We start from the raw sequence: 15,810 nt of genomic DNA on the forward strand, positions 1-15,810 counted from the left end.
CGTTATTTTGATGAAATGTATCATTATTATGATATTTTGTATACTTGAGCTCTTTGAATTATCAATCGATAACCATATATGGAAGCGATTACAAGTCCAATTCTTGAAACTTACAAGAAAGGAGTGTGTGTCACAATGAACAAAGAATTACTTCGCGAAAATCGAGTTCACGGTCATTCCTTGTTTCCTGTCAGTGTTTATCCGGGGGTGGATCAACTCAATGGAGACAGTATTCTTGACTGCCACTGGCATGATGAGATGGAAATCATACTAATGGAACAAGGCTCCGCAGTATTTCACGTAGATATGAATGTGTATGAGGTGAAAGCCGGGGAAGCTATTTTTGTAGGAAGTGGAGAAATCCACGCCGGATATCTATTAGGGGAGGAACGCTGTATTTTCTCAGCTATTGTTTTTGATTCAAGCTGGCTGGCGGGTCCTTCCTATGATGCTCTGCAAGAGAACCTAATTGATCCTTTGATGACAAAAAGACTCATTCCCCCTCGTCATATTAAGAAAAATACGTTGTGGGGAGCCTCCATTCTAGAGCACATCAACCGGATTCTATCTGAACACGAAGAGAAAAAACGAACTTTGGAGATTTCAACCAAGGCTCATTTATACCTTATCTTTGCTGAAATGTTTGAACAGATGCAGGTAAATGATCAACACACTAACCGGGTTACAGGCAGTCCCGATAAGATCGACCGGATTAAAATGGCACTGAACTACGTTCATGAGCACTACAATGAAAGCATCAAATTAAAAGATCTGGCTGCCCATCTAAATATGAGTGAAGGACATTTTTGCAGATTTTTTAAGCAGATGGTGCAGAAAAGCCCTATTGATTATATTAATCACTACCGAATTCAAAAAGCGTGTAAACTGCTCGAGAACACCAACTACAAAGTCGTAGATATCGCAATGGAAGTTGGATTTGATAATCTCAGTTACTTCATCACCCTCTTCAAGAAACAAAAAGAAAAGACTCCTTCACAGTATCGTAAACTTTTCTATGAACAAATTGCCATTGAAGCCATGACTATATAAAAAAGGTGCCTGGAACTTGAATACAAGATCCTTGGCACCTTTTCTTTTTTTATCGTCTCAAAAGCGTTTCCCAACTGCCATATTCATGAATGGATACTCCCGTAAATGAACCATGTATCTTTGCTTTTTGCTCAAGCAATTGAAGCTGCTCAGCCATATAAACCGGTCCTTCTTCATAAAAAGTAATAAAATCCCCTTCATTACTTTTGTTCGTCTCTACCGCAATGGATACTTTTTTACCCAGAGCAGAAGCTTCTACAAGTTCACTATAGGCCGCATCATAGATGGAGTTTGCTTTATCTCGATAAGCCATAATCGTAACTGAATCAAACTGGCGAATCATCCAGCTGCTGATTTTCATATCTTTACCGGGGATCGTATAGTTATCAAGCCAAAATGGTAGATCTGCACCAATCTTCATATCAAGGCGTCTTGCTTCACTTGTCAAATACTTCACATTAGATTGCCACTGTCCTACTACATCATCACGGTTTTCTTTCCACTCGGGAAGCACATGCGGTTCGATATCCAAATGGATTCCTGCGAATTTCTCTGTCTCTTTTGCCTCACTTTGATATTTCTCAATCCAGTCTATAAAATCAGCGAGCCCACTTGCTGCTTCTGTTAACCCCCAAGAAGGGCGACCATCTAGGATCTCGACTTCGATTCCCGCTTTCGAAGCATTATGTATAAAGGATCTATAACTACTGATCGGTACGTCACGATTAATCTGTAAGTATATCACATTCAGATCATTCTCTTTTGCAAACGATAGTACTGAGTTTGGCGCGGTTTTAATCTGAGTTGTATCCCACAGCCAAGTAGCTGTCTGGCTCGTCGCTACCGGAGTAGCTTCTGCCTCTTCCAGAGTTCCTGCACATGGTGTTACCGCAATAGCGAATACCAAAAGTATAGCGCCTAATTTCCTTTTGTTTCTTCTCCACATTTGTTGTACACTCCTTCGATTTTCACATCGGCAACCGGCTGTCATCGTAAGTCGTTAGACTCACCTTAGACCCTTTGGCTTTGCGTCTCTACCTTTCGGTAAATTTGCCCTCAGTGTATACTTTCCGATCCAATGGTCACTGCCCTATCTCTCTCTTCTCACCTCTTAGAACTATTCATAGCTTATACAGGATTACCAAAGTCTCATCCGTATATACGAATATTAAGGACCAAAGAATCACCTTATACTTATATTTTTCGTAATAAAAGTGAAACTTCTTTATAGGTCTTTAGATTCATTTAGGTATAAAAAACCATTTTTTTGGTCAAAACACAAAAAAATAGGTGAACAGACACGTGTCTGTTCACCTATTTTTATACGAACAAGCTAAAGTTTACTCTTCAAACAAAGGTACGATTTTGATCCCATCCGCAGAAATCTGAACAAGTCCTTTATCAGATAAACGAAGCTCAGGAATAACGACCAGTGCAAGTAAGGATAAGGTCATAAAAGCATTATTCAGATAACAGCCCGCCGTTTGCAGAGCTGTGCTGATTCCTGCAGACTGTGATGCTACCACTTCAAAAGGCTCTGTAGACATGAGACCAGCAATTTGTAGCGGGAACTCCGTTATACCTTCCTCTGTAATTACAACAACTCCACCTTGCATAGCAGCTACCCGATTTCCTGCTTCAGCCATCAAATTTTCATCAGTTCCGATGACCATCAGATTGTGGCTGTCGTGAGCCACTGTCATCGCTATCGCAGCGGGCCGATCAAATCCAACACCTCCGACAAGAGCGACGGCTTTGTTACCTGTCATGTGATGTCTTTCAATGACTGCTATTTTACAAACATCTTGAGTTTTACTTATTTTCACTTGCCCTGACTCAACCTGTACGGTTTTCCACACTTCTTTGGTTTCCACATGGTTCTCAGTTACCTGAATCACTCTTGCTTTTAGCTCTCCACCAGAAATAGGAGCTTTTATGACAAAGTCCTCAGGCCGCACTGTTTCCGCAAGATGAACTGTTCCAAGCGCATCTTGAGGGTAAATATAAGGTTCCCACTCCGCAACCATCTCTCCTGCACGGGCAACGACTTGACCCGCAGCAATCGTCGTATCCACATCGACATCTGCAAGGCGTCCATTCAAGAGGATAATATCCGCAATGGAACCTGGGGTGATCGAACCCACATCCCGCTGAACACCAAAACGTTCCGCAGTGTTAATGGTCGCCATTTGAAATGCGGTTACCGGCTTCAAGCCTTGTGAAATAGCAAGCCTTACTACAAAATTCATATGTCCTTCATCCAGCAAAGACTCGGAACTGCGATCGTCGGTGACAAGCATCATCCGCCGAGTATCAAGACCTAGCTCAGTTGCTGCTTTAATTGTCTCTGCAACATCGTGCCAAGCTGAACCTTGACGCAGTTTTGCATACATTCCGAGTCGAATACGTTCTGCCACATCTTCTTTGGTTACACATTCATGATCTCCCGTAACGCCTGCAGCAGCATACACGGGAAGTCTCCAGTCATCCGATGCCCATGTAAAGTGACCATCTACTGCTTTTCCTGCCCGAAGTGTCGCTTCAATTTCGCCAATCATTTTGTCATCACCATACACTACGCCTGGGAAATTCATAACTTCGCCGAGTCCAATCATATCCGGTCCCCAAGACAAAGCTTCTGCCACTTCCTCTGGTCCAATCCATGCGCCCGTCGTTTCGAGTTCCGGACTTGTGGAAGGTACACAAGAAGGAGCCTGCATGTAAGCGGCAAGCGGTGTAGTTCTTGCTTCCTCCAGCATATACTTGAGCCCTTTTAAACCTAAAACATTGGATATCTCATGGGCATCAAAAAATCCTCCCGTTGTGCCCAGCGGTAATACGGCTCTTGCAAACTCAGATACTTTAAGCTGTGTACTTTCAATATGACAATGTCCATCCATCAGCCCAGGTGCTATGTACTGTCCCGTTGCGTCAATGATTTCTGTGTCCGGTCCAATTGTATGCGAAACATCTTTACCGACATAAGCAATTCTGGATCCTTGAACAGCAACGGACATATGATCTAAGATCTCACCAGAAATAACATTAACAAGTGTACCGCCTTGAATGACAAGCGATGCCTTCATATCTCCTCTTGCAGTAGCCACCAGATCTTTTACACAATCGGCTAAGGCAGGTCTTTCAAAGCGTTTCGTTTTCAACATAAGCTCCCCCATTCGTACCATCCATGAAAAAATATATTGTTATCGATTATAGTAGTCCGATCCTCACATGTAAACAAATTTAACTCAAATTGTATTATCATTTCAGTAAGGTAACCAAAAGATCAATAATTATACCAAAATATAACATTGGATATTCAATATTCCTTTCATTTTATGTAAATGTTTTGAATATCATCCATTCGTTTGATTTACATACAAAAAAGCATTCCAGATCGAATCTGAAATGCTTTGAATTTCTTTTTTGTTATTTGCTCTGGAACTCCCTCGTTTGTCTATATCGTTCAGAAGGTACATCTGAAACAAAGGGACTCACAGGGCCAAGAGAATAAATGTCCAGTAAATGCATAGCTCTTGTACATGCAGTATAAAACAGCTTCCGCTCGCTTTCAGCTGCATACATTGCTTCCGATCCATCATAGATGAGAACGGCATCAAATTCGACGCCTTTTGCAAGGTAGGCCGGAATGATCTGTACACCTTTGTCGAAACCAAGTGTCGTTTTCTTGACCAGTTTGGTTGGCACACTGAGTTTATTCGACATTCGTTCCTGTACCTCTTTACTTTGATCTGCGGATTTACAAATGACGGCAACCGATTCATACCCTTCCGAAATCAATTGTTCTAATTGATGCTGAATGGCTTCTTCCATATCATCTCGTTTTCCATATTCACGGACTGTCGGCAGTTCTCCCTCCCGATTAAAAGGAAGAATTTCTTCCCCATACGGCAGCATCGCTTTCGTAAACTCCACAATCTCTTTGGTAGAGCGATAACTTCGAGTCAGACGAATTACTTCCGCTGATTCATTCCCGAAGATTTCTCCAAGCGGGCTTGCTGTCTGGAGTACAGACGAATGAGCATAAATTGCCTGATTAAAATCACCCAACGCTGTCATTTTCGCACGAGGGAATATTCGTTTGAAGAAGGCCAACTGAAAAGGTGAATAGTCTTGCGCTTCGTCGATAATGACATGGCGAATACCTGCAAAAATCCGGAATCCAAGCAAAGAATCTTTTAAATACAAAAACGGCGTCGTATCTTCATAGGCCAGTTCCTGTGCCTGTAAATGATCCGTAGTGAACCGGCTAATTTCTTCCCAGGCAGACGGCAGGTTCATTCCTGCAGAAATACGAGACAGCACCTGACTATCTTTAAAAATGGCACGGTACAAATTTTTCATATCTACAAAACGGGTTGCCTTTACCCATTTTCTAAGGGGTTTTAACCGATCGGACACAACCATTCGAGCCAAAATTTCTCGCTCCAGATCAAAGTCATCAAACGTTTCTTTTTTGCCCTGCTGTTTCCGTTTTAACCTTTGATAAGCCCGGTGATAGTCTTCTTTACTCAAGAGTTGAATTTGTTCATCTACCCACGGTGCATCCAGTTCACTTTTCCCGAAAATAGATAGTTCCTTAAGCAGCCATTCTTTTAAGAGCTCTAATCGGTTAGCAATAAGAATGCTTTGATCGTACTCATAAAATTTAATACGGATCTGCTCAGCAGATACCACTTCCCTGCCTAAAAATCGCAGCGGCCTAAACATCATCCCGCGCTCAGCAAGAATTTCTTTATATCTTGTAATCATCGTAAGGAACGACTGGGATGACTTGAATTCAATACCCTGAATTCTTGCCTCATAGGAGGGGTCCTCTTTCTGAGCCAACACATATTCTAACTGCACAAATGGATCTTCCAGCTGAAATTCTCTACCAATCCGGCGCTCCAAATACTCTTGAAATGTCGTTTGCAACATGTTTTCTTCGCCAAGCTCGGGAAGTACAGTAGAAACATAACTGTTAAACATCGGATTTGGTGAAAATAGAATCATCTGATCTGCCTTCAGATGTTCTCTATCTTTATATAGCAGATACGCTACACGCTGAAGTGCTGCAGACGTCTTTCCACTTCCTGCTGCTCCTTGCACAATTAAAAACTTACTCTTGTCATTTCGTATAATTTGGTTCTGTTCTTTCTGGATAGTGGCTACAATGCTCTTCATGGTCGCGTCAGAACTTCGACTCAGTACAGCTTGCAACAATTGATCCCCAATCGTTACCCCAGTATCAAACATAAACTTGATGTCTGCATCTCGAATCGTAAACTGACGCTTTAGTGTAATTTCCCCTTCAATTAAACCTGAGGGAGTATGATAGGATGAGTGTCCCGGTGCCCCGTCATAATACAGGTTAGAAATCGGAGCTCGCCAGTCATACACAAGAAAGTCCTGGTCATTTTCCGACAGAAAGGACGCAATACCAAGATAAATCGATTCTTTCTCCTGAGATCCATCTTCGGTAAAATCGATCCGTCCAAAGTAAGGATTGGAGACGAGCTTATTCATCTTACCAAGCGCCTGAAATGTATTCTTGTGACTGCGTTCCCGTTCGGATAAGACCTCAGACTGCTGTCTTAGATTGGTGGAAGTTTCACCCACATCATCTGCTTCGCTGAAGTTAATCGTTACTTCATCCCAAAAGTCTTTTCTCATCTCGACGACCTCGCCGCGAACAGAACCCACTTCTTTTTCAAGTTTTGTAATGGCTTGGCGAATCTGCCTTGTTACTTCATCTACTCTAGCTTGTTCAAGTTGCCATTCTTTGTCCGTGCTCAAGATAACCGCTCCTTTGTACTTAACTTTATGTCAATATGGATTTTGTTTAAGTGCATCCACCTGCTCTTGCCATCTTTTGATCACTGAATCCGGATTGAGTAACTTCACCTGAATCCCAGACTCGATCCGAGCATATTTAGCTTGATCTATTTTTAACGCATGAATATGCGCACTGAATCGTTCTCTTGTATGTATATCTGAGTTTACTGGCGGAAGATGCACAGTTTGGATTTTTATATAATATACAAGGCCCTGGTCAATAATAACGAGTTGTGCTTTTTGGCTTCGGATGAGGTTCATTGTCGTCATCGTTCCTGGCCAAAGTGCAATTCGAAACGTAAAAGCGTCGCACGCAACCAGTTCACCAACGCTGATCATGGCAGAGTGAGGATAACCGTCCTCATTTACCGTTTGTAAAATAAATGCCTCTTGCTGTTTGTCTTCTAACTGTTCTCCGCTTAGCAGGGTCATCAGTGCTTCTGGAATGACGGTTTTCATCATTTCATTTATACCTCCCGGCACATACAAAAAGAATAAACCCGGACAATGTAGTCGGTGTCCGGGCTGTTTTATTATTGTATCCAATCCACCAAGTGGATGCAAATAAAAGGATCACACTTGCTGGAGGGTTATTTTTTCAACCAGGCAGCAAGTCCTTCGGCAGAATCTTTATTGTCTTCAGAATCCAAAATATGATCCGCAAGTCTGTTCAAACGTTCTAGTTGGTAACCATAATCATACATAGCGGCAGCAACGATCGAAAGTCTGAGCATTCCCTCTCTATCAAATTCAATTCGTTCGATGGCAGACTCCATAAACTCAACATTCGTCCTTACGATCTCTTCCCCTTCATGATCATTCGGTTTTAGTTTATCTTCAAACTTCAATAATACATGCTCATGAAACTTAATGAGTTTCTCCAGATGGTTGTCAAAATATTCATCCGTTTTGTCTGTTCGTTCCGCCTGAAAATAATGACGATCTACCGAATCAAGTACCGCGTACCCCTTCTGAAGACTGGATAACATCAGTTTGTAGACGACCATCTGCCTTGTCGTACTGAACTTCGCTTTTTTCAGTTTTTGAGTTTCTTCCTCAAACAAACGATACTTATCAACAAGGGACTTAATCTGCCCCTCCAAATCATTCTTCTCATCTCGGAACACCGACTCCTTGATTTCATCCGATATCGAAGTTCGCAAGAGAAGTGACATTCGGTCAAACACACTACGAATTTGCATCACAAACTGAAGTTTGGGCTTCGGAGGTGACACGGTTACATTAATGACTGATGCGGAGATGATCCCTACAAGGGTAAGTAAAAATCGATTCAGTGCATAATTCCAGTCGCCGGAGGCTTCCATAATAGAGACAACGGTTACCAAGGTTAGGCCAATCGTATCTCCCATATTCAGTTTTAGACAAATACTAATGACGAGTATGCATGCGAGCCCCATCGCAATGGGTTCATTGGAGAACACCATTCCCCCTATGAGTGCAACGATCGCACCAAGTGTAGTGGATTGAAGCTGATCCAGAAAATATCGCCACGAACGGTAGATGGAAGGTTGCATGGCAAAGATAGCTGCGATCGCTGCACCAACAGGTGACTGATCAATGCCCAGCAACATGCTTACGTAGAGGGCCAGTGTAACTGCAATTCCGGTTTTCAAGACACGAGCGCCAAAAGACATGTCTCTCTTCCCTCCTTATTCTTTATATATCCATGAATGATATCGATGTTAATTTTCATATTCTGTTAAAAAAGTACTAGCAAATCTTTCCTCTAAAAAGCATAACGATTCATTGTAACATATCTTATTATGACTGACGAGTGTATTTTTAACAGCAATTTTATTAAAACCCTCGGTAGATAAAAATTTTTCCTGAAATCCCATTGTATTATTTTACCTTGGTAAAAAAATTCCACCTCTATTGCATTTATTTTCCTCGGCAGGTAAACTGATTTCTGCATGGTAGGATGAAGTCATATTATATATCTTCTTTCATTCATATAGCCATAGCTACTAACCTACACAACCAAGAGGAGTTGACATCATGCTGAGAAAGCAATTGGGCCTATTAACCCTCGCTCTAGTAATGGTATTGTCCATCATGGGCGGGACAGCAGAAGCTGCTGTTGCACAGAAGCAAATCCGGGTATATCTGGATAATGTTGAAATGAAATTTGATGTTGCACCAACCATCAAAAGTGGAGTAACTTTTGTACAATTCCGTCCCCTTTTTGAAGGATTGGATTACAGTGTGAAATGGAATAATGCGGCTAAACGAATTAACGCAGACAATGGTGAAACCAAACTGCAATTAATCGTAGGTAAGAACACCGCACACATTGACGGCCAAAGAACGGACTTACCTGCTGCTCCATACATAACTAAAGGAAGTACTTTAGTACCGCTTCGTTTTGTAGCAGAAGCTACTGGTTATAAAGTAACCTGGAATCAACAAAAGAAAACCATTCATATCGAAACAGGTAAAGTGGATGACAAAACAAAAGCCCAGGTTACTGCATTTCTGAACAAACTTAGTCAAGCGGAAAATGAGCGCAGCCTCGCAAAAGTAAAAGCGCTGGTTGATATTGACGCTCCTTTCTATGATGAAATGATTCATGTTTATAGTGAATATTTCAAATCAAAAGGCAAGGTTACGTACACTAATATCGATCCTGTCTACACGGATGAGTATGGAATTACGGTGTATGCAACCAAAACAAACACTTGGATCAGTGGACCTTTTTATTTTGATGTCAAAGAGGAACTCGTTCTAGATTTAAGCAAATCTTCAAACGGAAATCTGAAATTGTATTACGAAGAATCTCTTTCTGATTCCTACAAAGCAGAAGAACTGATCGGTGAGAAACCGAACGTACCTGTTGAAGTAAAAACGGCAATCGAGCAAACCCTAAATACCCAATACGAAGGATTTAATACAGCGAATAAAAAGCTTGTTTTATCCGCATTTGATCCGACAACTTGGATTTATCGTGATTTGAAATCATTACTCGACGATGGATGGTTCGATTATTTTGAATATGATTTGTCTGCTTCGGAGATCAATGTAGTTAAGTACGATGGAGACACAGCGATCGTTCATACCGAAGAATCAGATATTGAAGGCGATAATACAAGTATGTACTACATGAAACAAAATGTATCAGGGAAATGGTTGATTGCAGACACTTTCGTCAAATTCCATGATGAAGAATATAATGCAGCGTCCCTGTCCTCAACAGAGGAGCATATTACCAAATCTATTCGGTAAATAGAAACAGACAAAGCCCGGTAACGCATCTGCGTTAACCGGGCTTTTTTTGCAACTCTAACTCTTATTACGAATTGTCACTGCTTTTTCTCGGTACCCTTCTTGCCACGCCCGTTTGAATTGCAGCTTCAATGACACGTTCCCGGATGCTTTTCACCACACGCTCATTAAAAACACTCGGAATAATATAATATTTGGTACGTTCCTCATCCGAAATGGATGAGGCAATTGCATTCGCTGCTGCGAGTTTCATCTCTTCATTAATTTCGGTTGCGCGGCAGTCCAGCGCTGCCCGGAAGATGCCGGGGAAACATAACACATTATTGATCTGATTCGGATAATCCGATCGTCCGGTCGCTACGACAGCAACGATATCTTCAATTAGATTTGGCATTATTTCGGGTACTGGATTTGCCATAGCGAATACAATTGGATCTTTCGCCATCGTGAGTATATGTTCTCTTGTAAGCAAGTTCCCGCGTGAAAGACCAATAAACACATCGGCCCCCTTCAAGACTTCATGAAGAGTCCCTTCCTCAAGTTCCGGATTTGTCCGTTCCGCATAGCTCTGCCAAACCGGATTCTCATACTTCTTCGTACGTATAAGTGCACCTTCACGATCAATTCCGATAAGCCGTTTTGCTCCAGCAGAAAGTAATATATTACTGCAGGCCACACCTGCTGCACCAATACCGCAGATAACGATCTTACTGTCTTCCAACGTTTTTCCAGCAAGTTTCAGTGCATTAATAAGACCAGCGTATAACACAACTGCCGTGCCATGCTGATCATCATGGAATACCGGAATGTCCAGTTCTTTGTTCAACCTCTCTTCAATCTCAAAACAACGCGGAGAGGAAATATCTTCAAGATTAATCCCGCCAAAAGCAGGCGAGATCGCTTTTATTGTTCGAATAATCTCTTCCGTATCTTGTGTTTGCAAGCAAATGGGAAATGCATCGACACCCGCGAATTGCTTGAATAGCATCGCTTTCCCTTCCATTACAGGCATCGCGGCTTCTGGCCCAATGTTACCAAGGCCTAGTACAGCACTTCCGTCGGAAACAACAGCTACCGTATTCCTTTTGATCGTTAGAGAGTAAGCCTTTTGCGGTTCCTCTGCAATCGCAGTACATACGCGAGCAACGTCTGGAGTGTATACTCTTGAGAGGTCTTCACGGTTGTTGATTGGCGTTTTGGGAGCGATTTCAATTTTGCCGCCCAAATGAAGCAGAAAGGTCCGGTCAGAGACATTAATAATCGTCACACCGTCCAATTTACGTACCTCATCTATAATTTTTTTGTTATGTTCACTGTCTGTGATCGCTACAGTCAAATCTCGTACCGTTACATCCTGATTGGTTGAGATCACATCAATAGCGACGATATCTCCCCCTGCAATAGAGATAGCAGAAGCTACTTCTCCAAAATTAATCGTCTTCGTTTTCATTTCAAGGCGGATGATGATACTGTTCCCGTCCAGATTACGCTGAATCATGATGTTCCCTCCCGCGATTAGTGTTCCTACTATCTTTCGTGATGATATAGCACTTTTCCTTCTCATCTCACGGATTTCAAGAAGAAAAACGACCTCCGTTCTTCTGATTGGAATTCATCAGAGTTGGAGGTCGCCTTTTTCTATTATGAGTGCTATAATCTATGGTTACGTTTCAAAATCCGAACGCTATGTGGTTCAAGTACCACCTGCTCTATAATCTCCTGACTACTGTCTACGGAAGGCAGCCCAATCTCCGTATATGTTCCATCTCCCAAGTGAAGGACTTGCTCTTCCCCCGTATAGTTCTGTACGAATACATAATCGTGTTGTCCATCCGTACGCACATGAGCAGTTACCCCGCGAGGAAACACACCTTGAATGGATTGCTTTAGCCCAGTTTCGTGGATCACTCCATTATAGAATGCTTCATGAAATGGCTCTTTATTACGGGAAGCAATATAGTAGGACTTTCCTTCTCCAAAGGTGTGCACCGTTACTGCTGGTCTACCCTTGTAAAAATCACTACCATATAAGGCTAATGCCTCTGCCCCTTCCAAATGAATCAAATCACAAAGTTCAACGGCCTCAAATGCGCCACTTAATCCTAAAGGATTATCCCCTAGCGCTTCAATTCGATTTACTTGACCGTCATGTAGTCCATCTATTTCCTCCGACCAGATACCAAGAGTCTTACGGAGCGGGCCTGGGAATCCTCCAAGATAACACAAGTCATTCTCATTAACGATACCCGACCAGTAAGTCGTTACCAAGGTTCCACCCTCCTGCACGTACTTCTCTATACGCTCACCAACGCCTGATTTCACCATATACAACATTGGAGCGATGACGAGTTTGTATTTGGTAAAATCGGCATCCATATTAATCATATCGACTGGAATTCCCTTATCCCAGAATACTTTATAATGTGCCTGAATAGTTTCATCATACTTAATTCCTACATTTCTAGGTCCTTGTGAATCCGTTACGGCCCAGCGGTTCTCCCAATCAAAGATAATGGCTACTTCTGCAGGAACTACCGTTCCAACAACATCGCCAAGCTCCATAAGAGCGCTTCCTACCTCTGTGACTTCCTCAAAAACACGTGTGTGTTCATTTCCTACATGGTCTACAACGGCTCCGTGCAGTTTTTCGCTCGATCCGCGGCTTTTACGCCACTGAAAATATTGCACCGTGTCCGAACCATGCGCTACGGCCTGAAGAGATGATAAGAGATGCATCCCTGGCTTTTTCAGCTTACTGACGTCCTGCCAGTTGGTCATACTTGGCGTACTTTCCATGAGCATAAACGGCTTACCGCCCTTAATCGAACGTACAATATCATGCATAAGAGCAACGGAAGCCGCTTGCTTGCTATCATCATTATCATCCATATCATGCCATGTCGGATAACTGTCCCAAGATAGAACATCGAGCACATCAGCAAATTTCCAGTAATCTAGTCCATCAAAATAACTCATGAAATTGGTAGTGACAGGTAAATTAGAATTCACCTTTTGAAGTGGGGCAATTTCATGCTTCAAAAAATCAAGTGTACGGTCGGTTACAAACCGTTTCCAGTCCAAATTCATGGCATGCACCTGAGTTTCGCCGTGCGGAGCCGGGGACTCGATCTGACTGAAATCGGTGTACGTATGACTCCAGAAGGTCGTCCACCACGAATGATTCAACTCGTCCAGCGTGACATATTTGTTTTTGACCCATTCCCTAAATGCATCCTGACAATAATCGCAGTGACAATCTCCACTAAGTTCATTGGAGATGTGCCAACCAATAACGGCGGGATGATTGGCATATCGCTCAGCAAGTTTCGTATTGATGATAGTTACCTTCTCACGATATACGGGAGATGAATAGCAGTGGTTATGGCGGAAACCGTGCAAGTTACGAACCCGGTTACTGCTAACTCGCAGTACTTCCGGATATTTCTGTGACATCCAAGCAGGTCTTGCTCCACTTGGTGTAGCAAGGAGTGCGTAAATTCCATTTTGGGCGAATGAATCCAGAATTTGATCAAGCCACTCAAAAGTGAACACACCTTCTTCCGGTTCTAAGGAAACCCATGAGAAAATACCAACAGACATCACATTGCAATGGGACTTCTTCATCAGCCTTATATCCTCTTCTAGTATTTCTGGATATCGCAGCCACTGCTCCGGGTTATAATCAGCACCATGTAGCATAACGGGCGCTTTATCAAATAGAGGCGGGTATTTTTTTATCATGAGATTGAAATCTCTCCTTTATCTGCTTCATTTCATTTATTAACCTTTGACAGAACCCACGGTCATTCCTTTAACAAAGAACTTTTGTAGGAAAGGATATACGATCAAAATCGGGGCGGCCCCAATAAAAATTTGTGCTGCTTTTACCGTTGTCTGGCTAATGAGCTCCATCTCCTGCGGATTCATGCTCATAGAGCTCATGTCACGCTGAATGATAACGGTTTGCAGAAACGTAGCCAGCGGAAAGTCTTTTGAATTATTTAAATATAGCAAACCATCAAACCAAGAATTCCAGTGATACACCATACTGAACAAACTAATTGTTGCAATCGACGGCAAGGAAATCGGCAAATATACAGAGAACAATGTTCGAAAATGTCCTGCTCCATCAATGAGAGATGCCTCTTCCAGTTCTTTCGGAATGCCTCTAAAGAAATTTAACATGAGAATAACGAGAAACGTATTTACTGCCGACGGCAGAACGAGCACCCAGAATGTATCCATTAATTGAAGAGATTGAATCACTTCATAGAAAGGTACCAGTCCCCCGTTAAACACCATACTAAAAACAAAGATCCAGGAATATACGGTTCTGCTTCGAAAAGCGCTATTTTCCTTAGACAATGGATAGGCTGCCAAAAAAGTAATGACAAGCGTAATTGCAGTACCGATGATCGTACGTAAGACGGAGACCATGATGGATCTCAGAAACGCTGGATTGTTAATTGTTTTTTTATAAGCTTCCAGTGAAAAATCAATCGGAATCAGAGATACCATATTGGCATCGGCCGCTGCTTTACTACTAAAGGAAATCGCGAGTACATGCACAAGTGGAATAATACAAAGTACAGCCAAACCAATGAGAAAAATCGTATTCAGAACATTAAAGACACGGTATGATTTTGATTTATGATACACAGGTTTTCCCTCACTCTCTTATCCTTAAATTAGAAGATACGGTACCCAGCCCATTTGTAGGCAAGTCTATAGGAGATCAAAATGAGGACCATGCTGATCACGGATTTAAACAGTCCAATTGCTGTACCAAAACCCATCTCTCCATTTAGAATCGCCGTCCGGTAGACAAAGGTGTCAATAATATCTCCTGTTTCATATACGAGCGGATTATAGAGGTTGAAGATCTGATCAAATCCGGCATTAAGTACATTCCCAAGCGCCAGCGTCCCTACCACAATGGTGATTGGAATTAAAGAAGGAATAGTGATATGCAGCGTCTGCTTAAAGCGGGTTGCACCATCCATTTCAGCTGCCTCATAAAGGGACGGATTAATCGTAGCTAGCGCCGCCAGGAAGATAATCGTGTTGTAACCAAACTCTTTCCATACATCCGATACAATCACAGTAAAACGAAACCAGTTATTATCTCCTAGAAATAAGATGGGACTCACTCCGAACTCCCCGAGCATTCGATTCACGAGTCCTCCCGGAGCGAGCAGGTCTACGAGTATCCCACCAAGGATGACCCAAGACAAAAAGTGAGGCAAATAAACTAAGGTTTGAATCGAACGCTGAAGCCCCATTTGCCTAATCTCGTTAAGTAGGATGGCGAACACAAACGGAACGAGAAGATTAAAAATCATTTTCGCTATAGCGATAACAAGCGTGTTCCAAATGACCTGCATACTGTCTTCTCTTTCAAACAAGTAACGAAAGTTATCCAGTCCCACCCATTCCGAACCTGTAATTCCTTCCCAAGGTTTGTAATTCTGAAAGGCCATGACAATTCCGCCCATTGGTAGATAACTAAATAACAATAAAAAGATCATGGCGGGCAGCAGCATTACATGAAAGGGCCATGTTTTTCTCAGTGATTTCATCCACTGTTCCTCCTAAAATTCGTCTCTCTCTTTGATTTCAAGTGAAGAAAAGCAGCATACATGATTGCATGCTGCTTTTCAGGCTATCAAGTAAGATGGT

General features: G+C 42.3%; 11 protein-coding genes and 1 riboswitch. Of the genes, 2 read left to right on the plus strand and 9 right to left on the minus strand.

The window, feature by feature from the left end:
- The first annotated feature begins 135 nt into the window (after positions 1–135).
- Positions 136–1,050, plus strand: a complete 915-nt coding sequence (locus KFT32_RS12855; RefSeq protein WP_211747618.1) for a helix-turn-helix transcriptional regulator — start codon at positions 136–138, stop codon at positions 1,048–1,050.
- Positions 1,051–1,099: 49 nt separating this feature from the next.
- Here KFT32_RS12855 and KFT32_RS12860 read toward each other — a convergent pair whose 3' ends face one another.
- The 5 genes from KFT32_RS12860 to KFT32_RS12880 all read right to left on the minus strand — a co-directional run bounded on the left by KFT32_RS12860 (position 1,100) and on the right by KFT32_RS12880 (position 8,543).
- On the minus strand, positions 1,100–1,996 hold the full coding sequence (locus KFT32_RS12860; protein WP_211747619.1) for a hypothetical protein: 897 nt from the start codon (positions 1,994–1,996) through the stop codon (positions 1,100–1,102).
- A gap of 26 nt (positions 1,997–2,022) precedes the next feature.
- Positions 2,023–2,115, minus strand: a riboswitch (cyclic di-GMP riboswitch).
- Positions 2,116–2,390: 275 nt separating this feature from the next.
- Positions 2,391–4,214 carry an adenine deaminase gene (gene ade, locus KFT32_RS12865; protein WP_211747620.1) on the minus strand — a complete coding sequence of 608 codons (1,824 nt, stop codon included), beginning with the start codon at positions 4,212–4,214 and terminating at the stop codon, positions 2,391–2,393.
- 265 nt (positions 4,215–4,479) lie between these two features.
- Positions 4,480–6,849 (minus strand): RNA polymerase recycling motor HelD, encoded by a 2,370-nt coding sequence (gene helD / locus KFT32_RS12870; protein WP_211747621.1) that lies wholly within the window; start codon positions 6,847–6,849, stop codon positions 4,480–4,482.
- A gap of 30 nt (positions 6,850–6,879) precedes the next feature.
- Positions 6,880–7,350 (minus strand): pyridoxamine 5'-phosphate oxidase family protein, encoded by a 471-nt coding sequence (locus KFT32_RS12875; RefSeq protein WP_211747622.1) that lies wholly within the window; start codon positions 7,348–7,350, stop codon positions 6,880–6,882.
- A gap of 128 nt (positions 7,351–7,478) precedes the next feature.
- Complete coding sequence (locus tag KFT32_RS12880) at positions 7,479–8,543, minus strand: FUSC family protein (RefSeq protein WP_211747623.1); 1,065 nt, start codon at positions 8,541–8,543, stop codon at positions 7,479–7,481.
- A gap of 364 nt (positions 8,544–8,907) precedes the next feature.
- Here KFT32_RS12880 and KFT32_RS12885 point away from each other — a divergent pair, with 364 nt between their 5' ends.
- Positions 8,908–10,131 (plus strand): copper amine oxidase N-terminal domain-containing protein, encoded by a 1,224-nt coding sequence (locus KFT32_RS12885; protein WP_211747624.1) that lies wholly within the window; start codon positions 8,908–8,910, stop codon positions 10,129–10,131.
- A 67-nt stretch (positions 10,132–10,198) separates the two neighbouring features.
- Here KFT32_RS12885 and KFT32_RS12890 read toward each other — a convergent pair whose 3' ends face one another.
- The 4 genes from KFT32_RS12890 to KFT32_RS12905 all read right to left on the minus strand — a co-directional run bounded on the left by KFT32_RS12890 (position 10,199) and on the right by KFT32_RS12905 (position 15,710).
- The gene (locus KFT32_RS12890) at positions 10,199–11,629 is read right to left on the minus strand and encodes an NAD-dependent malic enzyme (protein ID WP_211747625.1); all 1,431 of its coding nucleotides are present in this window, start codon (positions 11,627–11,629) and stop codon (positions 10,199–10,201) included.
- A gap of 152 nt (positions 11,630–11,781) precedes the next feature.
- The gene (locus tag KFT32_RS12895; protein WP_211747626.1) at positions 11,782–13,872 is read right to left on the minus strand and encodes a beta-galactosidase; all 2,091 of its coding nucleotides are present in this window, start codon (positions 13,870–13,872) and stop codon (positions 11,782–11,784) included.
- Positions 13,873–13,911: 39 nt separating this feature from the next.
- Positions 13,912–14,790, minus strand: a complete 879-nt coding sequence (locus KFT32_RS12900; RefSeq protein WP_211747627.1) for a carbohydrate ABC transporter permease — start codon at positions 14,788–14,790, stop codon at positions 13,912–13,914.
- Between the two features lie 29 nt (positions 14,791–14,819).
- On the minus strand, positions 14,820–15,710 hold the full coding sequence (locus KFT32_RS12905; protein ID WP_211747628.1) for an ABC transporter permease: 891 nt from the start codon (positions 15,708–15,710) through the stop codon (positions 14,820–14,822).
- Between the last annotated feature and the right edge of the window lie 100 nt (positions 15,711–15,810).

It is taken from the genome of Paenibacillus sp. Marseille-Q4541 (assembly GCF_018310695.1).
Lineage (GTDB): Bacteria > Bacillota > Bacilli > Paenibacillales > Paenibacillaceae > Paenibacillus.